The 18,328-nt window shown below is 73.2% G+C and carries 14 protein-coding genes; 8 read left to right on the top strand and 6 right to left on the bottom strand.

The genetic code is table 11. The features are described 5' to 3' along the window. Positions 1-33 precede the first annotated feature (33 nt). Positions 34-630: a histidine phosphatase family protein gene (locus tag ACIQ6Y_RS12035; protein WP_404036124.1), complete on the top strand. Its 597-nt coding sequence runs from the start codon at positions 34-36 to the stop codon at positions 628-630. A 79-nt stretch (positions 631-709) separates the two neighbouring features. Here the strand turns inward: ACIQ6Y_RS12035 and ACIQ6Y_RS12030 are convergent, their stop codons facing one another. Then, positions 710-2,143, bottom strand: coding sequence for a hypothetical protein (locus tag ACIQ6Y_RS12030; protein WP_404036121.1), 1,434 nt, complete (start codon positions 2,141-2,143; stop codon positions 710-712). 311 nt (positions 2,144-2,454) lie between these two features. Here ACIQ6Y_RS12030 and ACIQ6Y_RS12025 point away from each other — a divergent pair, with 311 nt between their 5' ends. Then, positions 2,455-2,823 carry a hypothetical protein gene (locus ACIQ6Y_RS12025; protein WP_404036118.1) on the top strand — a complete coding sequence of 123 codons (369 nt, stop codon included), beginning with the start codon at positions 2,455-2,457 and terminating at the stop codon, positions 2,821-2,823. 45 nt (positions 2,824-2,868) lie between these two features. After that, a complete protein-coding gene (locus ACIQ6Y_RS12020; RefSeq protein ID WP_404036115.1) occupies positions 2,869-3,732 on the top strand; it encodes a spermidine synthase in 864 nt (287 codons plus the stop codon). 37 nt (positions 3,733-3,769) lie between these two features. Here ACIQ6Y_RS12020 and ACIQ6Y_RS12015 read toward each other — a convergent pair whose 3' ends face one another. Next, positions 3,770-4,306 carry a hypothetical protein gene (locus ACIQ6Y_RS12015; RefSeq protein WP_404036113.1) on the bottom strand — a complete coding sequence of 179 codons (537 nt, stop codon included), beginning with the start codon at positions 4,304-4,306 and terminating at the stop codon, positions 3,770-3,772. 98 nt (positions 4,307-4,404) lie between these two features. Between ACIQ6Y_RS12015 and ACIQ6Y_RS12010 the strand changes: the two genes are divergently transcribed. From ACIQ6Y_RS12010 to ACIQ6Y_RS11990, 5 genes are all read left to right on the top strand, one after another. Beyond that, on the top strand, positions 4,405-5,103 hold the full coding sequence (locus ACIQ6Y_RS12010) for a response regulator transcription factor (protein WP_404036110.1): 699 nt from the start codon (positions 4,405-4,407) through the stop codon (positions 5,101-5,103). Further along, positions 5,100-6,530 carry a sensor histidine kinase gene (locus ACIQ6Y_RS12005; protein ID WP_404036108.1) on the top strand — a complete coding sequence of 477 codons (1,431 nt, stop codon included), beginning with the start codon at positions 5,100-5,102 and terminating at the stop codon, positions 6,528-6,530. The genes ACIQ6Y_RS12010 and ACIQ6Y_RS12005 overlap by 4 nt, the downstream gene beginning before the upstream one ends. A 180-nt stretch (positions 6,531-6,710) precedes the next feature. Continuing rightward, entirely contained in the window at positions 6,711-8,207 is a 1,497-nt protein-coding gene (locus ACIQ6Y_RS12000; protein WP_404036105.1) for a cellulose binding domain-containing protein, read from the top strand. A gap of 67 nt (positions 8,208-8,274) precedes the next feature. Then, positions 8,275-8,589, top strand: coding sequence for a trypco2 family protein (locus ACIQ6Y_RS11995; protein ID WP_404036102.1), 315 nt, complete (start codon positions 8,275-8,277; stop codon positions 8,587-8,589). Further along, positions 8,570-12,775 (top strand): trypsin-like peptidase domain-containing protein, encoded by a 4,206-nt coding sequence (locus ACIQ6Y_RS11990; RefSeq protein ID WP_404036099.1) that lies wholly within the window; start codon positions 8,570-8,572, stop codon positions 12,773-12,775. Before ACIQ6Y_RS11995 ends, ACIQ6Y_RS11990 begins: the two co-directional genes overlap by 20 nt. 58 nt (positions 12,776-12,833) lie before the next feature. Here ACIQ6Y_RS11990 and ACIQ6Y_RS11985 read toward each other — a convergent pair whose 3' ends face one another. The 4 genes from ACIQ6Y_RS11985 to ACIQ6Y_RS11970 form a co-directional block, all read right to left on the bottom strand. Further along, a complete protein-coding gene (locus ACIQ6Y_RS11985; RefSeq protein ID WP_404036096.1) occupies positions 12,834-14,270 on the bottom strand; it encodes a GH1 family beta-glucosidase in 1,437 nt (478 codons plus the stop codon). 740 nt (positions 14,271-15,010) lie between these two features. After that, positions 15,011-15,916 carry a carbohydrate ABC transporter permease gene (locus tag ACIQ6Y_RS11980; protein WP_404036093.1) on the bottom strand — a complete coding sequence of 302 codons (906 nt, stop codon included), beginning with the start codon at positions 15,914-15,916 and terminating at the stop codon, positions 15,011-15,013. An 11-nt stretch (positions 15,917-15,927) separates the two neighbouring features. Beyond that, on the bottom strand, positions 15,928-16,938 hold the full coding sequence (locus ACIQ6Y_RS11975; protein ID WP_404036415.1) for a carbohydrate ABC transporter permease: 1,011 nt from the start codon (positions 16,936-16,938) through the stop codon (positions 15,928-15,930). 5 nt (positions 16,939-16,943) lie between these two features. Further along, positions 16,944-18,266 (bottom strand): ABC transporter substrate-binding protein, encoded by a 1,323-nt coding sequence (locus ACIQ6Y_RS11970; protein WP_404036090.1) that lies wholly within the window; start codon positions 18,264-18,266, stop codon positions 16,944-16,946. Positions 18,267-18,328 lie beyond the last annotated feature (62 nt).

The following is an 18,328-nucleotide window of genomic DNA, read 5'->3' as shown; positions in this document are numbered from 1 at the left end:
TTCCGCCTGTGGTTTCTCCCGGAAAGGCCCCCCATGGCACCGCGCATCCTGCTGGCCCGGCACGGACAGACCGAGTGGTCGCTGTCCGGCAAGCACACCGGCCGCACGGACGTGCCGCTGCTGGAGGAGGGCCGCCGCGGCGCCAAGCTGCTCGGCGAGCGCCTGCACCGGGCGCCGTTCGACGGGCTGCCCGGCGTGGAGGTGCGCACCAGCCCGCTCGTCCGCGCGCGGGAGACCTGCGAACTCGCCGGGTTCGGTGACCGCGCGACCACCTGGGACGCGCTCATGGAGTACCACTACGGCGCCTACGAGGGCATGACCCCCGCCGAGATACAGGCGATACGCCCCGGCTGGCTGATCTGGCGCGACGGCGTCCCCGAGGGCGAGACGCTCGCCGAGGTGAGCGCCCGCGCGGACGAGGTCGTCGCCTGGGCGCGCGAAGCCGACCGGGACGTCCTCGTCTTCGCCCACGGGCACATCCTGCGCACCATCGGCGCGCGCTGGCTGGGCCTGCCGATCGACTTCGCCGCCCGTATCCGCCTCAATCCGACCTCCCTGTCGGTGCTGGGCTGGGCCTACGGCGAGCCGGCCGTCGAGAGCTGGAACGACCTGGGGCACCTGGCCGGCTGACCCGCGCCACCCGGCGGCCGAGGCGCTGACGCCGTAACGCACATGCGTGAGCGTCACCTCGTACGCACACGCGTGTGCCTCACGCCGTACGCGGCAGCGAGGCGTGCTTCTCCAGGAATCGCGACACCCCCGACGCCCGCCGGTGCGGCAGCAGCACGCGCGCGGTGCCCGCGAGCATCGTCTGGATGCGGGAGGACTGCACCTCGCCCAGCAGCTCCAGCACCCGCAGCCCGGCGGACGCCGCCTCGTCGGGGTGGCCCCCGCGCGCGAGGTCGTCCGCCAGCTCGGCCGTGTAGAGGGCGATGTTGCGGGTGAAGTGCGGGTCCTGCAGATGCGCGGCCCGTGCCGCGTGCCGGGCCGCGCGCGGCCAGTCGCCCAGCGCGGACCAGCACTGCGCCTCGAGGCCCTCCAGTTCGGCCTCTCCGTAGAAGCTCATCCACTCGGGGTCGGCGTCCGAGGGGCCTCGCTCGTAGAGGGCCTGCGCTCGCGCGAGGGCCTGTTCGCAGCCGGTGCGGTCGGCGAGCCCCGCCCAGCCGCCCGCCTCGCGCAGCGCCAGCAGCGACATCAGCCGGGGCGAGCCGAGCGGCCGGGCGATGCGCTGGGCGGCCTGCGCGGCACGCACCGCCTCGCGCGGGCGCCCGGCGTCCCGCGCGAGGAACGCGGTGTTGCAGAAGGCGTGCGCCTCCAGCCCTGCGTCACCGTTCATCCGCGCGGTCGCGAGCGCCTCCGCGTAGTGCGAGCGTGCGTCGTCGAACCGGCCCGAGTCGTGCGCCAGCCAGCCCACCGAGATCGCCAGCTCACCGGCGCCGGAGTGGAGCCGGTCGGTGGTGGTCTGCCGGGTCGTGCCGGCGTCCAGCAGCGCGTACGCGGCGCGCAGCGGGGCCGCCGCGCGCCGGTAGAGGCCGTCGGCGCCGTGCCGGTCGTCGAGCAGCCGGATCCTGCGGACGGCTTCCTCCAGGGCACCCGCCTCGCCCGACCCGACGCGGTGGCCGAGGCGTGGCGCGGCCGTGGCGTCGAGGGCGAGACCGAAGGGTCCCAGTGAGGCGGCGGCCACGGTCGCGCCCCCGCCGGTCATGAATGCGCGACGCAGCACGTCGCTCTCCTCATAGTTGTCGTACGTCTCGAAGGGGTCCTGCGGGTCATACGGATCGGGGCCCTCCCGTGTCTCACCGGTGGGGAACGCCGGGCTCGCGGGGGAGTCCGGCGGGACGGGGCGCGCGGCGCGGCCGCGGACCGCCGAACGGGGCGCGAAGCCCAGGTCGGTGAGCGTGCGGCCGGGGAACATGTGCAGGAACACCCGTTCGTACGCGTAGTTGGGGCAGCGGATCTCGCCCGCCTCCACCCGGCCGATGTAGCGCGCGTCACAGCTGACCTGCTCGCCGATCTCGCGGGCGGCCCGCCGTACCTCCGCGGCGAACTCGGCCGGGGAACGCCGGCCGCGCAGCCGACGGAAGGCGAGGTTCGGCCGTGGGGGCCGATGGGGCTGGGACGAGGTCACCGTGGACGACGTCATGGCCGGGTCCTCTCGTGCGAACCGTCGAACCATGCCGGAGAGCGGGCGACTTGACGGATGTGGCCTTATGTCTGACCTGTCCCACTGTGACGCCCGGATTCCGGCGGGCAAGAACGTACCTGCTGCGACCGGGCCGCCACGCGGTGTTTGGCTACAAACCGGATATCTCATCCAAGATCTGCCATGAACTGCCATCCTTTGCGGCTGACTTCCGCCGTAGCCGTTGACGCGGCCCCGCGTTGAACCCCATGGACCGGGAGCCGCCCGACTCCCGACCCGCACGAACGAGGAGGTTCGTAGTGGAGGGCGGGATGCAAGCCAGTACGCCGTCGCCCGCGTGGGACCTGGTGACGGTGCCGGCGCGGCAGGGTCTGGAAGCGGTCGACATCCTGCGGCGGGGCGCCGGTGACGGGGTCGGGCCGGTGCTGCACGACGACGGCTGCGGGACGCTGGGCTTCCTGGTGCCGTCGGGTACGGCGGCGGCGTGGGACGTGCCCGGCAGCACATGTGTGGAGACCGAGGGGCGAGGGCTGAGCCTCGTCGCCCCTGAGCCGCCGGTGGAGGGGTCCGACTGGCTGCTGCCGCCCGGGGACGCCGATCTGGCCACCGACCCGGCCGTCCTGCGGGCCGCTCTCGGGGAGGCGGCCCGGTTGATCGAGGCCGCCGACAGCCGCCGGTGAGGTCTCCCCGCGCCTCCCGGGTCCGTGTGCTGGGACAATGCCTTCATGGGAAAGTCCAGGAACGCCCGGCGGGGTGCCGCCGAGTCCGTCGTCGAAACCGTCGACGGGGGACTCGCCGAACTCATACCCGACCGGGACCGGGCGCGGGCCTGGACCCTGCTCATCGACGGGGCGCCGCAGTCGCACGTCGACCTGGATGATCCCGCGTACCTGTCCTTCGAGTACCAGCGGCGGCTCGGGCACGTCGTCGATCTCGCCGCGCCCGCCGGGCGGCCGATCCAGGCGGTCCACCTCGGCGGCGGCGCCCTGACCCTCGCCCGCTACGTCGCCGCGACCCGGCCCCGCTCCACCCAGCAGGTGGTGGAGTTCGACGCGCCGCTGGTGCAACTGGTGCGACGGGAACTGCCCTTGGAGCCGGGCGCACGCATCCGGGTGCGGTCGGTGGACGCCCGCGAGGGGCTCGCGAAGGTGCCCGACGGCTGGGCCGACCTCGTCGTCGCCGATGTCTTCAGCGGCGCCCGCACCCCGGCCCACCTGACCTCGACCGAGTTCCTCGACGAGGTCCGCCGGGCACTGAAGCCGGGCGGCCTGTACGCGGCCAACCTCGCCGACGGGCCGCCGCTCGCGCATCTGCGCGGCCAGATCGCCACGGCAGCCGCCCGGTTCGCCGAGCTGGCGCTGCTGGCCGACCCGACCGTCCTGCGGGGCCGGCGCTTCGGCAACGCCGTGCTGGTCGCGAGCGACCGCCCCCTGCCGCTGGCCGAGCTGACCCGTCGTACGGCCTCCGACCCGCACCCGGGCCGCGTGGAGCACGGGCGGCCGCTCACCGACTTCGCGGGGGGTGCCGTACCGGTGACCGATGCGGCGGCGGTGGCCTCGCCCGCGCCACCGGCGTCGGTGTTCCGCTGACCGGTCCGGCGGCGGACGCGGCGCGGAGTGCCGTGGCTCAGTAGGTGCCGACCTCGACCCGCGGCGGGCCGTCGTGCCAGGTGCAGAACACCGACACCCGGTCCGCGCCGGAGCTGAACTCCACCCGGATCCACGACTCCGTCTTCCACACCTGCATCGACCAGCCCGTCTCGGGCGTCGCCGTCACCAGCGTCGCGTACGACCCACGCAGGTCGAACACGGCCCGGCCGCCGTCGGTGGCGTAGCTCTTGACCTGGCCGGAGGAGGGGGACGGGGCCGGGCCCGTGGCGGCGGGCGGCGACGGGGTGCGGGTCGGCGCGGGGGAGCTCGGCTTCGGGGACTCCTTCGCGGGCGCCGACGCCGACGGGCTCGGCGACGGATGCGGCCGGTGCGTGCTCGCCGAGGTCGCGAGCGGCTTCGACCCTGGCGCGGTCGCGTCCGCCGTGACCGGCAGGGCGCGCGGCGGGTCGTACGCCGTGGAGTCCAGGACCGTGCGCACACCCCACCACGACAGCGTGACCGCCGCGCCCGTGGCGAGCGACCAGGCCAGTGCGTGTACGAGTCCTCTGCGCATCGCGGGCCATACTGCCTCACCCGCCTCACCGTGTGCACAGGCGCTGAGTTGTCCACAGGCTCCGATCCGGCTCGACGGCATGGCGTACGGTGCGGCGCATGGCAAGTGTGCTCGTGGTCGAGGACGACCAGTTCGTCCGCTCGGCGCTCATCCGGCATCTGACCGACGCCGCCCACCTGGTGCGCAGCGTCGGCACCGCGCTGGAGGCGCTGCGCGAGGTCGCCCATCACCGTTTCGACGTGGTCATCCTGGACCTCGGCCTGCCCGATCTGGACGGGTCCGAGGCGCTGAAGATGCTGCGCGGCATCACCGACGTCCCCGTGATCATCGCCACCGCGCGGGACGACGAGACGGAGATCGTCCGGCTGCTCAACGCGGGCGCGGACGACTACCTGACCAAGCCGTTCTCGGTCGAGCACCTGTCGGCCCGCATCGCCGCCGTCCTACGCCGCTCCCGTGCCGCCACCGCGGAGGCCGCGCCCTCGTCGGTGCTGCGGGTGGGCGGGCTGACCGTCGACCCGCTGCGCCGCCAGGCCGAGCTGGACGGCGTCCGGCTCGACCTCACCCGCCGCGAGTTCGACCTCCTCGCCTTCCTCGCCGGCCGCCCCGGTGTCGTCGTACCGCGCCGAGAACTGCTCGCCGAGGTGTGGCAGCAGTCGTACGGCGACGACCAGACCATCGACGTCCATCTGTCCTGGCTGCGCCGCAAGCTGGGCGAGACGGCCGCCGACCCGCGCTATCTGCACACCCTGCGGGGCGTCGGGGTCAAGCTCGAACCGCCGGGGCCCGTGCGATGAGGTGGGCACTGGTCAAGGTCTCGCTCGCGGTCACCGCGATGGTGGTGGTCGCCTTCGCCGTGCCGCTCGGCCTCGTCATCCGCGAGATGGCCCGCGACCGGGCCTTCTCCAACGCCGAGCGGGACGCGGCGGAGATCGCCCCGGCGCTGTCCATCACCACCGACCGCGAGCAGTTGGAGCGGTTCGTCGCCTCCGCCGGTTCCGACTCCTCCGGCACCGCCCTGCACATACCCGGCGGCGAGGGCGCCCCGGCCGTGGAGATCGGCCGCAGGCGGGCCGCCGCCGAGGACATCGAGGCCACCCGCAGGATGGGCCGCGCCTCCACCGCCGAGGCGCCCGGCGGCTCGGTCCTGCTGCAGCCGGTCGCGCTCGGCTCCGGCCAGATCGCGGTGGTCGAGGTGTATGTGCCCGACGCCGCCGTCGACAAGGGCGTCGGCACCGCCTGGGCCGTGCTCGCCGGGGTCGGACTCGCCCTGATCGTCGGCTCGGTGGCCGTCGCCGACCGGCTCGGGGTGCGCATGGTGCAGCCCGCCCAGCGGCTCGTCGAGGGCGCCCGCGAGCTGGGCGAGGGCAAGCTGGGCGCCCGCGTGCCGGAGGAGGGGCCGACCGAACTGCGGCTCGCCGCGGTCGCGTTCAACTCCATGGCCGACCAGGTCGTCCAGCTCCTCGCCAACGAACGGGAACTCGCCGCCGATCTGTCCCACCGGCTGCGCACCCCGCTGACCGTGCTGCGGCTCAACGCGGCCTCGCTGGGCGACGGGCCGGCCGCCGAGCAGACCCGGGCCGCGGTCGCCCAGCTGGAGAGGGAGGTCGACACCATCATCCGTACCGCCCGGGAGGCCAAGCCGCAGACCGCGGCCGCCGGGCCCGGCGCGGGCTGCGACGCCGCCGAAGTGGTGCGCGAGCGCATGGGGTTCTGGTCGGCGCTCGCCGAGGACGAGGGCCGCAAGTGGCGGGTGGCCGGCGTGGACCGGCCGGTGCGCATACCCGTGGCCCGCGCCGACCTGGCCGCCGCGCTCGACGCCCTGCTCGGCAACGTCTTCCGGCACACCCCGGAGGGCACCGCCTTCGCGGTCGACGTCCACAACGGCGAGGACGCGGTCATCGTCCTCGTCTCCGACGCGGGCCCCGGGATACCCGACCCGGCCGCGGCGATGGCCCGCGGCCGCGGCTCAGGCACCGACGGCTCCACCGGCCTCGGCCTGGACATCGTCCGCCGCCTCGCCGAGTCCACGGGCGGCGACGTGACGATCGGCGCGTCGGTCCTCGGCGGCACGGAGGTCCGCATCTGGATCCAGCTCGACGCGCGGGCGGGCGAGCCACGGCGCCGAGGGCACCGGGGCCCGGTACGCCGCCGGCGAGGCGGCCCGCGCCGCGCCAGGGTGGAGAGACCGGGCGGGGTGACGGGCTGGGGCCGACGGGCCTGAGCCGGCCTCGCAGCCTGTCACATTGGTCTCGACCTTTAACCGGTCCCGATGCCTTCCTTAAGCGGGCCCTAAGATCTCGAACCCCCGTCCGGATCAGGCCGATTGCCCGATTCCGGGTCGCTAGCGTGCTGCCGCACCTCACCCCCGAGGACGCTCCGAACGGCAGAAGGCAGGCACGCGATGAGTACGCACCGGCGCAGGATCGGCGGCAGGACCAAGGCGATCGGCGGACTGGTCGCCGCGGCGGTGGTGGGCGGCGGGGCGTTCCTGTTCACCGGCACCGCACAGGCCGCGGGCGTCGGCGCCGCGTACACCAAGACCAGCGACTGGTCGACCGGCTACACCGCGCAGTACGTCGTGACGAACAACAGCGGCCAGAAGAAGGCCGACTGGAAGCTGGAGTTCGACCTGCCGGCCGGCGCGAAGCTGGGCTCGCTGTGGAACGCGGAGTCGAGCGTGTCCGGGCAGCACGTCACCGTGACGCCGCCCAAGTGGGACACGGACGGACTGAGCGCCGGCGAGTCGGTCACCGTCGGCTTCGTCGTGAACGGCACGGCCGATCCCACGGGCTGCCGTATCGACGGAGGCACCTGTTCCACCGACGGCGGCGCCACCCCCGAGCCCACCGGCCGCCCGACCCAGTCCCCGACGCCCACCGCAAGCCCCACCGCAAGCCCCACCGCAAGCCCCACCGCGCCCCCGAAGCCGACCGCGACACCGACCGCGACACCGACCGCGACCCCCACGGCCTCCCCCTCGGAGAGCACCGGCACCGGCACCCCGGCCACCGCCGGCTTCGCCCCGTACGTCGACACCAGCCTCTACCCGTCCTTCGACCTGGTCGCGAACGCCCAGGCGACGGGTGTGAAGCAGTACAACCTCGCCTTCGTCACCGACGGCGGCGGCTGCACACCCAAGTGGGGCGGCGTCACCGACCTCGGGAGCGACGCGGTCGCCGCGCAGATCGGAGCCCTGCGCGCCAAGGGCGGCGACGTCCGGGTCTCCTTCGGCGGCGCCGCCGGCAGCGAACTGGCCACCGCCTGCACCTCCGTGGACGCGCTCGCGGCGGCCTACGGCAAGGTCGTCGACACCTACCGGCTCACCAAGGCCGACTTCGACGTCGAGGGCGGCGCGTTGCCGAACACGGCCGCCAACACCCGCCGCGCCCAGGCGATAGCCAAGCTCCAGCAGCAGCACCCCGACCTGGACGTCTCCTTCACCCTCCCGGTCATGCCCGAGGGCCTCACCCAGGACGGCGTGAACCTCCTGGCGGACGCCAAGAAGAACAACGTGAAGATCAGCGCCGTGAACATCATGGCCATGGACTACGGCCCCGCCTACAGCGGCGACATGGGCACCTACGCCGAACAGGCCGCCACCGCCACCCAGGCCCAGATCAAGGGCGTGCTCGGCCTCTCCGACGCCGCCGCCTGGAAGGCCGTCGCCGTCACCCCGATGATCGGCGTCAACGACGTCACCTCCGAGATCTTCAAGGTCGACGACGCCACCCAGCTGGTGAACTTCGCCAGGTCCAAGGGGATCGGCTGGCTCTCCATGTGGTCCGCCACCCGCGACCAGCAGTGCACCGGCGGCGCCAAGAACTACGCCGACCCCACCTGCAGCTCGATCCTCCAGGACAAGCACGCCTTCACCAAGGCGTTCGCGGCCGGCAACTGACCACGGCCGGACCACGGGGGCGCGGCCCGCTTGTAGCATCTGAGCACCGCGCCACCGAGGGGGAGCCGTGATCGAACTTGCCGACATGATCCGCGAGTTGAGGCATCAGCTGACGACGGCCCTGGCGGACGGCGAGGGCGAGGCCGTGCGGTTCGAACTCGGCCCCGTGGAGGTCGAGGCGACCGTCGCCGTCAGCCGTGAAGGGGGAGCGGACGCCAAGGTCCGGCTGTGGGTGGTCGACGCCACGGCGAACGGCAGATACGCGAACGGCCACACCCAGCGCGTCACGGTCACCCTGACGCCCAAGGCCGTCCCGGCGGGCGGCGGAGCGGCGCGTACGGTGCTGATCTCGGGCGGCGAGGTTGACGACGAGCGCCTCTGACCCGGGGCTGCGCCCGGAGCGTGTCGCGCAGATCGTCGTCCGGCTGCCCGGCGACGGCCCGGGACGACGGGGTTCGGGTTACCTCGTCGCTCCGGGCAAGGTCCTGACAGCCGCCCACGTCGTGCACGGCGCGGCGGACGTCCGTGTCCTGTTCGAGGCGGATCGGCCGGGCCGACGCCTGGCCGCTGCCGAGGTGCGCTGGACCCACCCCGGCATCGACGTGGCCGTGCTCGAACTGCAGGACGAGGCCGGCGGGCACGGCAGCGACACCGACCGGCCCGGCATCGAAACCGACCGGCACGGCCCGCCGATGGTGACGTACGGCAGGCTCGGCGAACAGGACGCCGTCGTACGCTGCACCGCGCTGGGCTTCCCCCGCTTCAAACTCCGTACGACACCCGACGGTTCCCGCTTCCGGGACGCCGAACACGTGCAGGCCGCGTGCGCGGTGCTGTCCAACCGGCGTGAGGGGACACTGGACCTGGCGGTCATGGCGGCACCCCCAGAGGACCCGGACCCGCGGCGGGACGCGTGGGAGGGCATGTCGGGTGCGGCCGTCTTCAGCGGCGGACGACTGGTCGGCGTCGTGACCCGCCACCACCGCGGGGACGGCCCAGGACGCATCGCCGCGAGCCGGGTCGACCGCTGGGCGGACGCCCTGGACGCCACCGAACAGGCTGCGCTGGAAGAGCTGTTGGGGCAGGAACTCCGCTTCACGGCACTGCCCTCCGTGGCGCCGCCCAGCACGCTGCACCTCCTCCAGGAGGCCTACCGGGCCCAGCTCGCCGACATCGCACCGGAGCGGCTGGAGGAACGGCAGCCGCACCTCGCCGATCTGGTCTCCTTCTGCGCGGGCCAGGACTCCTACCTCTGGCTCCAGGGCCCGCCCTGGGCGGGCAAGACGGCGCTCGCGTCCTGGTTCGCGCTGCACCCGCCCCGCGGCGTCGTCCCGGTGTGGTTCTTCATCACCGCGCGCCAGGCAGGCCAGTCGGACAGCGACGCGTACACCGCGGCCGTCGTCGACCAGCTCGCGGCGATCGTGGGCCGCGAACCCCTCACCCCCGGCTCCCCGGCCGCCCGAGACGGTGAACGCAGGCTCCTGCTGCGGCAGGCGGCGGAGCAGCTGGCACAGCAGGACCGCACACTCCTGCTGATCGTGGACGGCCTGGACGAGGACCAGTCCCTCACCCTGGGCAGCGCCGGCACCAGCATCGCGGCGCTGCTCCCCGAACGCCCCCCGCCCAACGTCCGCGTCCTGGTCACCAGCCGCACGAGCCCGGGCCTGCCGGCCGACGTGAAGGGCGACCACCCGCTGCGCGACTGCCGGGTGACGCGGCTCGAGGCCACGCAGGCGTCCCGCCACACCCAGTACGAGGCGACGCACGACCTCCACAAGGCGCTGTCCGGGGACCGGCTGCAACGCGACCTCGTCGGCCTCCTGACCGCGGCCCGCGGCACACTCACCACCGACGACCTGCGAGAACTCACCGGCGAACCCGCCTTCGAGCTGAACCGCCGACTGAGCAGCGCGTTCGGGCGCATCCTGAGACTGCGCGGCCGGGTATCGGGAGGCGGCGGCAGCGGTCCCGAGGGCTACGGCGACGACCTGGCGCTGTACACGTCCGCCCGCGGCTACCTCCTCGCCCACGAGAGCCTCCTCAGCACGGCCCAGCAGGACCTCGGCCCCGATCTGGACATCTACCTGGACCGTCTGCACGCATGGGCGACGTCGTACGAGGAAGGCGGCTGGCCCGAGCGGACGCCGGTGTACCTGCTCCAGCCGTACGGCCGTCTGCTCGCGTTCCTCCGGGACTCCGGCCGGCTCGCGGCCCTGGCCGTGGACGCCCGGCGGCACGACCTGCTGCGGGGCGCCACCGGGAGCGACGCGGCGTGCCTTGCGGAGATGGGCGCGGCCCGGGAGATCCTCACGCATGACGCCCCGGGCGACCTGGAGGGACTCGCGGCGCTCGCCGCGGCGGAGGACCTCGTGGCGCAGCGCAACGCCTCACTGCACCCGGACATACCGGCGGTGTACGCCCGGCTGGGCAGGGTCCGGCACGCGATCGGGCTGGCCCACAGCGTGCTGCGGCCCCTGGACCGGGCCCGTGCGCTGAGCGGCGTGGCCCGGGAACTCGCCGAGACGGGCGACCGGCGGGCGGTGGGGCTCGCCCGGGAGGCGGTCAGGCTGGCGGAGGCCGGGCCGGAGGCCGACATCGGCTCCCCTTCCTGGCAGGTCGTGGCGGCCCGCGGAGTACTCGCCCAGGCCCTGGCACTGCGCGGCCTGGAGGGCGAGGCGGTCCAGGCGCTGGCTCCGCTGAATCCGCCGCGCGACGAGGGCAGACGGCATCTGGTCGACGCCCTGGCCGGGACCGCAGTGCTGTTGGCGGATCCGACGCCGGCGGCCGGCATGCTCCGCCGCGCCCGGCAGGTCGCCGAGTCGATCCACTTCCTGCCGCACCGCGTCCGTGCCCTCGTCACCGTCGCCGAGGCATGGTCGACGGCCGGCGCACGCGAAGAAGCGGACGAGATCTACGACGCCGTGACCGGCCTCGCCCGGCGCGGCACGGTCCGCCACGGCAACCTCCCGGCGGCGGTCGCGCAGGCACTCCACGAACCGAGCCCCGGGCGGGCCGCGGCCATGGTCGAACTGGTCCAGGCGGCACTGGGGGAGGAGCCGCCCGTGCCCTCCCCGGACAGCGTGCCCGGGGTGGTGTGCGGGCTCGTCGTCGCGAACCGCCTGGCCGAGGCCCAGCAGCTCCTCGACACCGCGGGGACGAGGAGACGGCTGGCCGCGCCGGCCTCGGAACGCTCGGAGATGTGGCGCTCGCTCGCCCTGGGATGGGCGCGTGCGGGCCGGCCGCGGGAGACGGCGAACGCGCTGCTGAACCTGGCGCAGCAGTGGCCGGACCCGTCGGAGCCGGGCCTCGTCGAGCAGGCCGTCCGGCTCCTCGCGGACGCCGGTGCCGTCGACGGCCTCGATGCTCTGCTGTTCGCCGCGGCCGACCGGGCCAACTGGACGCTCGCCGCCGAAGGCCTGGTCGCGCTCGCCGCCCGCCGTGCCCCGGGCGCCCCCGACGAGGCGCTGCGGCTGCTGCACGAGGCGGAGCACGGCGCGCCCAGCTCCGCCACCCGTGACTCCTACGAACGGGACGTACGCCTGGGTGTTCTCGCCGGGGCGCTCGCCAGGGCGGGCCGGGCCGACGACGCCGAGCGGCTGGCGGAGGCACTCAGGGAGCCGATGTCGCGCTCGTGGGCCTCTTCCGCCGTGGCGCTGGCCGTCGCACAGCAGGACCTGCCACGGTCCCGGCGGCTGGCGGAGCGGGCGTACGAGCTGGTGACCACGCCAGGTCTCGCGCTGCGACTGGGCAGCGTGGAGACGGCCGCCGTCGAGGCCCTGGCACGCTCCGGGTCGACGGAGCGGCTCGACGAGGCGTTCGGCGACCTGCCGGGTCTGAGAGCGCTGTCGCTGATGGAGCGTGGCAGCGTGCCGGCGTCGGTGATCGAAGCGCTGTGGGAGCGCGACCCGGCCCGGGCCGAAGGACTGGCGGACCACAGGTTGTACCGCCTGCTGCCCAGGCCTCTGCTGGACATCGCCGAGTTCTTCCTCGCCGTCGACCGGCACGACGCCGAGCGCGGTGTGCTGGTCCGGCAGGTCCTGCTGAACAGGACGGCGAACGCCGGCCCCGTCGAGCGGCTCACGCCCCACGAGCAGGCGCTGGCGGTGCTCATGGCAGCCGTCGACGACCCGCTCGAGGCCCGCCGCCTGCTCGACGGGATGCCGCTCAGCTGGATCCCGTTACCGCAAGGGCGTCCCGCCCTGGCGCTGGTCCACGCCGCGCTCGGCGACCATGAGGCCGCGCTGGACGCCGCCCTGCGGATCACGGACGCGCGGCTGCGCGCCGAGGCGTGCGCCCAGCTCGCCGCGTACACCGCCTGTGCGGCCGACGGGATGACGGCCCGGTCCTTCTTCGGCGGCACGCCCGCAACCCTGCTGACGCTCCGTAGGCTGGCCGCCCGGCTTCTGCCGCCACCGGGCGGCCCCGACCTCCCGCGGGCCCGCGCCCTCCTCGCGGCGGCGCTCACCCCCGCGGGCTGGGACACGGCCGTCCGCGTGCTCGCGGAGATCGACCCCGCCGCCGTACGGAAGGTGCGGGACGTGGTCTTCGCCCACCTGGACCTCGACTGACCGCCGATGACGGCCGGGGCGCGGCACCCGGGGAGGAGGGTGCCGCGCCCCGTTGCCGTCAGAGGGCGTCCACCTCCGGCAGGACGCCCGACCGGGCGGCACGGCCGTACCAGTGGGCGCTGGACTTCGGGGTGCGGGCGAGCGTGGCGTAGTCGACGTAGACCGCGCCGAAGCGCTTGCCGTAGCCGTAGGCCCACTCGAAGTTGTCCATCAGGGACCACAGGTAGTAGCCGCGCACGTCGGCGCCGTCGGTGATGGCACGGCGTACGGCGGACAGGTGGCTGTGCAGGTAGGCGATGCGCTCGGGGTCGTGGACGCGGCCGTCGCCGTCGGGCTTGTCGTCGTAGGCCGCGCCGTTCTCGGTGATGTACAGCGGGACACCCGGGGCCTCGCGGCTGAAGCGCATGATCAGCTCGTGCAGACCGGTCGGGTCGATGGTCCAGCCCATCTCGGTGCGCTCGCCGGGCGTCTGGTGGAACGCCACGTCCTCCGAACCGGGCCACGGGGAGTGGTCGCTGGCGCCGTGACCGTCGGAGCGCGGGCCCTGCGGGGCGCGATCGGGGGCCGAGACGAGCGTCGGCGTGTAGTAGTTGATGCCGAGCGCGTCCAGCGGCTGGTGCGCGGTGCGCAGGTCGCCGTCCTGGACGAAGGACCAGTCCGTGACGCCCGCGGTCGCCGACAGCAGCGACTCCGGGTAGGCGCCGTGCAGCATCGGGCCGTGGAAGACGCCGTTGGCCAGGTCGTCGATCCGGCGTGCGGCCGCCAGGTCCGCCGGGTCCTGCGAGAGCGGGCGTACGACGGAGGAGTTGAGGCTCACCGCCACCGAGTTGCGGGCCGGCATCACCGAGCGCAGCGCGATCGTCCCCAGGCCGTGCGCCAGGTCGAGGTGGTGCGCGGCACGCAGCGCGGCCGCGCCGTCGGTACGGCCCGGGGCGTGCACGCCGGAGCCGTAGCCCAGGAAGGCGCTGCACCAGGGCTCGTTGAGCGTGATCCACTGCTCCACACGGTCGCCGAGAGCCTCGCCGACGATCTGCGCGTACTCCGCGAACCGGTACGCCGTGTCGCGGGCCGGCCAGCCGCCGGCGTCCTCCAGCTCCTGCGGCAGGTCCCAGTGGTAGAGCGTGACCGCCGGCTTGACGCCCTTCTCCAGGAGCTCGTCGACCAGCGAACGGTAGAAGTCCAGGCCGCGCTGCACCGCGGGCCCCCGGCCGGTCGGCTGCACCCGCGACCAGGAGATCGAGAAGCGGTACGCGTTCAGGCCCAGGTCGGCCATCAGGGCCACGTCGTCGCGGAAGCGGTGGTAGTGGTCGACAGCGATGTCACCGGTGTCGCCGCCGGCCGTCTTGCCCGGGGTATGGCTGAAGGTGTCCCAGATCGAGGGCGTGCGGCCGTCCTCCCGCACCGCCCCCTCGATCTGGTACGCGGATGTCGCCGCGCCCCAGAGAAAGGCGGGAGGAAAGGTCACCGGGGTCACCGGCTGTACGGACTCAGGCATGGAAGCGCTCCCATCGAGGGTCGTCGAGACCATAGGAGGAACAGAGGGAAGAGGGGGGTGTCGAGAAGGGCCGGGGCGGCGGTGACCTGGCCCTGTGGAAGGAGGCGGCGGGCGTGGCACCCGGGTGAGGTGCCGTCCGTGTGCGCGGGGGTGTCACGGGGGCCTGCGCGGGATGCCGGGGGTGGTGCGGTGGGCGGTGCCTCGGGCTGTGGGGCGGTGACGCCGGAGCGCCGGGCGCCGGTACGGGGTCCAGCGGTACGACGTCCAGCGGTGCGAGGCGCCGGACGGCGAGGCACCTCCGCGCCGAGGCACCCGCCGGCCCGTTGCGGCCGAGGCGCCCCCACACCGAAGTCCCGAGCCACCCGCGGCGGCTGAGGCGCCTCCGCGCGGACGCATCGACCGGCCAGCGGCAGGCGAGGCACCCCCGTACCGAGGTCCCGAGCCGCCAGCGGCAGGCGAGGCACCCCCGTACCGAGGTCCCGAGCCGCCAGCGGCAGGCGAGGCACCCCCGTACCGAGGTCCCCGGCCACCCGCAGCAGTCGAAGCACCCCCGTACCGAGGTCCCCGGCCACCCGCGGCAGCCAAGGCACCTCCGTACCGAGATCCCAGCCACCCGCGGCAGCCGAGGCGCACCGAGGCATCCACCACCCCGCGGCAGCCGAGGCGCACCGAAGCCGAGGCCCCCCGGCCCCAGCCCCGCCCCACGGCACAGGCACCCCCGGCCCCCCGGCGCGGCCGGGTCAGCCCTTCACCGCGCCCTGCATGATGCCGCCCACGATCTGCTTGCCGAAGATCGCGAAGACCAGCAGCAGCGGCAGCGTGCCCAGCAGCGCGCCCGCCATGATCAGGGACTGGTCGGGCGTGTAGCCGCGGCCCAGACCCGCAACGGCGACCTGCACGGTCGGGTTGCCGGTCTGGCTGAGCACCAGGAACGGCCACAGGAAGTCGTTCCAGGTCTGGACGAACGTCAGCATGCCGAGCACGGCCATCGCCGGCCGGGCCGCCGGGAACACGATGTGCCACACCACCCGCCAGCTGCTCGCCCCGTCCACCCGGGCCGCCTCGATGACCTCGTCCGGCAGCGCCTGGAGCAGGTACTGCCGCATGAAGAACACACCGAAGGCGCTCACGATCGACGGCAGGATCACCGCCTGCAACTGGTCGGACCAGTTGAGCTTGGCGACCATCATGTACAGCGGGATCACGCTGAGCTGCGGCGGAACCATCATGGTGCCGACGACGATCAGCATCATGGCGTTACGGCCCTTGAACCGCAGCTTGGCGAAGGCGAACCCGGCGATCGTCGACAGGAACACGATGGTGGCCGCGGACACCCCGGCCACGAAGGTGGTGTTGATGAACGCTTCGCCCAGGTTGGCGTCGGTCCAGGCCAGTTCGAGGTTGTCGAAGAGGTTCGAGCCGAACCACAGCGGCGGCGGGGTCTGCGCCAGGCGCTGGTTGTCCCGCGAGGCGGCGATCGCGGTCCACACCAGCGGGAACAGCGAGCCGATCGTGAACAGCGCGAGCACGATGTACGCGACGGGCCCGGCGTGCAGCGTGCCGCCCGCCCGGGCGGCCCGGAGCCCGCGCGTACGGGCCTTGGGCGGCGCAGTGCTCTTGCGCGGCGGGGTCAGTGTCGTCGTCACGGCCGGTTCTCCTAACTACTGGCGCGCAGCCGGCGCGAGATGACGTAGTTGACGAGCCCGATCACGATGAGGATCAGGAACATCGTCCAGGCGATGGCGGAGGCGCGGCCCAGATGCTGGTTCACCCAGCCCTGCTCGTAGAGGTACAGGCCGAGCGTCTGGAACTGGTGCTCGCTGCCGCCCGAGGCACCCCGGGTCGCGTCGAACAGCAGCGGCTCGCCGAACAGCTGCGAGGCACCGATGGTCGACACCACGCAGGTGAACAGGATCGTCGGACGCAGCGCGGGCAGCGTGACATGCAGGAACTGCCGCCAGCGGCTCGCCCCGTCCAGCGCCGCCGACTCGTACAGATCCTGCGGGATGGCCTGCATCGCCGCGAGGTAGATCAGCGCGTTGTAGCCGGTCCAGCGCCAGATGACGATCGTGGACACCGCGAACTGCGAGGGCCACTTGTCGTTCTGCCAGTCGACGTTGTCGAAGCCCACCGAGTTCAGGACCCAGTTGACCATGCCGTAGTCGCGGCCGAAGAGCAGCACGAACACCAGCGAGGCCGCGGCGATCGAGGTGGCGTACGGGGCGAGCATCGCGACCCGGTAGAAGGTCGAGGCCCGCAGCTTGTAGTTGAGGATGTGCGCGATGCCGAGGGCCATCAGCAACTGCGGGACGGTGGAGATGATCCCGATGGTGAGGGTGTTCTCGGCCGCGTTCCAGAAGAACTCGTCGTCCAGGATGCGCGTGTAGTTGCGCAGGCCCACCCAGTCCATGTCGGTCGGGGCGGTCACCTCCACCTGGTGCAGCGAGGCCCAGCCGGTGTACAGCAGCGGGAACAGGCCGAAGGCGATGAACAGCAGGAAGAACGGGGAGACGAACGCGTACGGGCTCCAGCGCACGTCCCGCTGCCAGCGGCGGGACAGCCGGGCCCGGTGCCGCTGCTCCTGTGCGGTTGCTTCTCCGGTCGGGCGGACCGGGGCCGCGCCCCCCTCCTTCACGGGGGGCGCGGCGGTTTCGTGCCGGGCGGCCATGCCGGTCACTGCTCCAGCTTGTTGTCGATGGTCTTCACGGCCGCGTCCCAGGCCTCCTGGGGCGACTTGCCCTGGGCGGCGAGAGCGACGCCGTTGTCCGTCAGACCCTGCTGGACGATCAGGTCCTTCGGGCCGATGATCTGCACCGGGATGTTCTTGGCGGCCTCGGCGAAGATCGTGCCGATCGGGGTGTCACCGGTCATCTCGTTCTTGGCGCCGGTCACCTCGGGCGAGGTGTAGACGGCCGGGGTGCTCGGGAAGCTGCCCTGCTTGGCGAACAGCTTGACCTGCTGCTCGGGCGCGGTCAGCCAGGCGGCCAGCTTGGCGGCCTCCTCGGCGTGCTTGCCGGACTTGGGCACGGCCAGGAAGGCGCCGCCCCAGTTGCCGGACTTGGGGGCCTGGGCCACGTCCCACTGGCCCTTCGCCTCCGGCTTGGACTTGCCCTTGATGGTGCCGAGCATCCACGGCGGGCAGGAGATCGCGGCGAACTTGCTGTTGGCGATCGTCTGGTCCCAGGCCGGCTGGAACTGCGTCTGGTTGCCGACCACGCCGTCCTGCGCGGCCTCGGCGGTGAGCATGAAGCCGTCCTTGACGGCCGGGTTGGTCTTGTAGACGACCTCGCCGGACTCGTCGTAGAACTTCTTGGTCTCGCTGCCGAGGATCGCGTTGAGCAGGCCGCCGGGGGAGTCCATGAAGTAGGTGCCCTTCGGGGCCTTCTTCATGTAGTCGCGGCCGACGTCGACGAGCTTCGCCCAGTCGCCCGCCCAGAGCTTGCCGACCTCCTCGCGGTCGGTGGGCAGACCGGCCTGCTGGAAGAGGTCCTTGCGGTAGCAGATGGCCATCGGGCCGACGTCGGTGCCGAGGCCGACGGTCTGGCCGCCCTCGGTGGTGGCCTGCTGCCACTTCCATTCCAGGTAGTCGCTCTTCTTGCCGTATTTCGACAGGTCGAGCAGCTTGTCGGACTGGGTCTGGACGACCTCGGAGATGTTGGCCACCTCGACGGCCTGGATGTCCATCAGACCGCTGTTGGTGGTGAGGTGGTTGACGAGCGCGGGGTAGTAGTTCTCGTTGCGCTCGATGACGTTCTGCTCGATGTTGATGTCCGGGTTGAGCTTCTCGTACTCGTCGAACAGCCCGGCCTCCTTGAAGCCGAACGTGCCGAACAGGCCGACGGTGAGGGTGGTCTTGCCCTTGCCGCCGCCGTCACCGCTCGAGGTTTTGTCCGACCCGTCGCCGTCGTCGGCACAGCCTGCCAGCAGTGCGGCGCCCAGCGACGCGACGGCCGCGAGGGCGATCGCCCTGCGACGGGTACCGATACGTGCTCGCATTGCGTCCTCCTGTTGCCCTGACGTGCCGACCCCCCGGCCTGAAAATGGTGCTGCTCGGCCCC

Origin of the sequence: Streptomyces sp. NPDC096205, assembly GCF_044763135.1 — a bacterium.
Classification (GTDB): domain Bacteria; phylum Actinomycetota; class Actinomycetes; order Streptomycetales; family Streptomycetaceae; genus Streptomyces.
This window is presented reverse-complemented; position numbering and strand designations above follow the sequence as displayed.

Excerpts from the sequence above, each read along its gene's own strand:
- ACIQ6Y_RS12025 (WP_404036118.1), top strand. The coding sequence starts at position 2,455 with ATGCAAGCCAGTACGCCGTCGCCCGCGTGGGACCTGGTGACGGTGCCG.
- ACIQ6Y_RS12005 (WP_404036108.1), top strand. The coding sequence starts at position 5,100 with ATGAGGTGGGCACTGGTCAAGGTCTCGCTCGCGGTCACCGCGATGGTG.
- ACIQ6Y_RS12000 (WP_404036105.1), top strand. The coding sequence starts at position 6,711 with ATGAGTACGCACCGGCGCAGGATCGGCGGCAGGACCAAGGCGATCGGC.
- ACIQ6Y_RS11985 (WP_404036096.1), bottom strand. The coding sequence starts at position 14,270 with ATGCCTGAGTCCGTACAGCCGGTGACCCCGGTGACCTTTCCTCCCGCC.
- ACIQ6Y_RS11975 (WP_404036415.1), bottom strand. The coding sequence starts at position 16,938 with ATGGCCGCCCGGCACGAAACCGCCGCGCCCCCCGTGAAGGAGGGGGGC.
- ACIQ6Y_RS12015 (WP_404036113.1), bottom strand. The coding sequence starts at position 4,306 with ATGCGCAGAGGACTCGTACACGCACTGGCCTGGTCGCTCGCCACGGGC.
- ACIQ6Y_RS12030 (WP_404036121.1), bottom strand. The coding sequence starts at position 2,143 with ATGACGTCGTCCACGGTGACCTCGTCCCAGCCCCATCGGCCCCCACGG.
- ACIQ6Y_RS12010 (WP_404036110.1), top strand. The coding sequence starts at position 4,405 with ATGGCAAGTGTGCTCGTGGTCGAGGACGACCAGTTCGTCCGCTCGGCG.
- ACIQ6Y_RS12020 (WP_404036115.1), top strand. The coding sequence starts at position 2,869 with ATGGGAAAGTCCAGGAACGCCCGGCGGGGTGCCGCCGAGTCCGTCGTC.
- ACIQ6Y_RS12035 (WP_404036124.1), top strand. The coding sequence starts at position 34 with ATGGCACCGCGCATCCTGCTGGCCCGGCACGGACAGACCGAGTGGTCG.
- ACIQ6Y_RS11970 (WP_404036090.1), bottom strand. The coding sequence starts at position 18,266 with ATGCGAGCACGTATCGGTACCCGTCGCAGGGCGATCGCCCTCGCGGCC.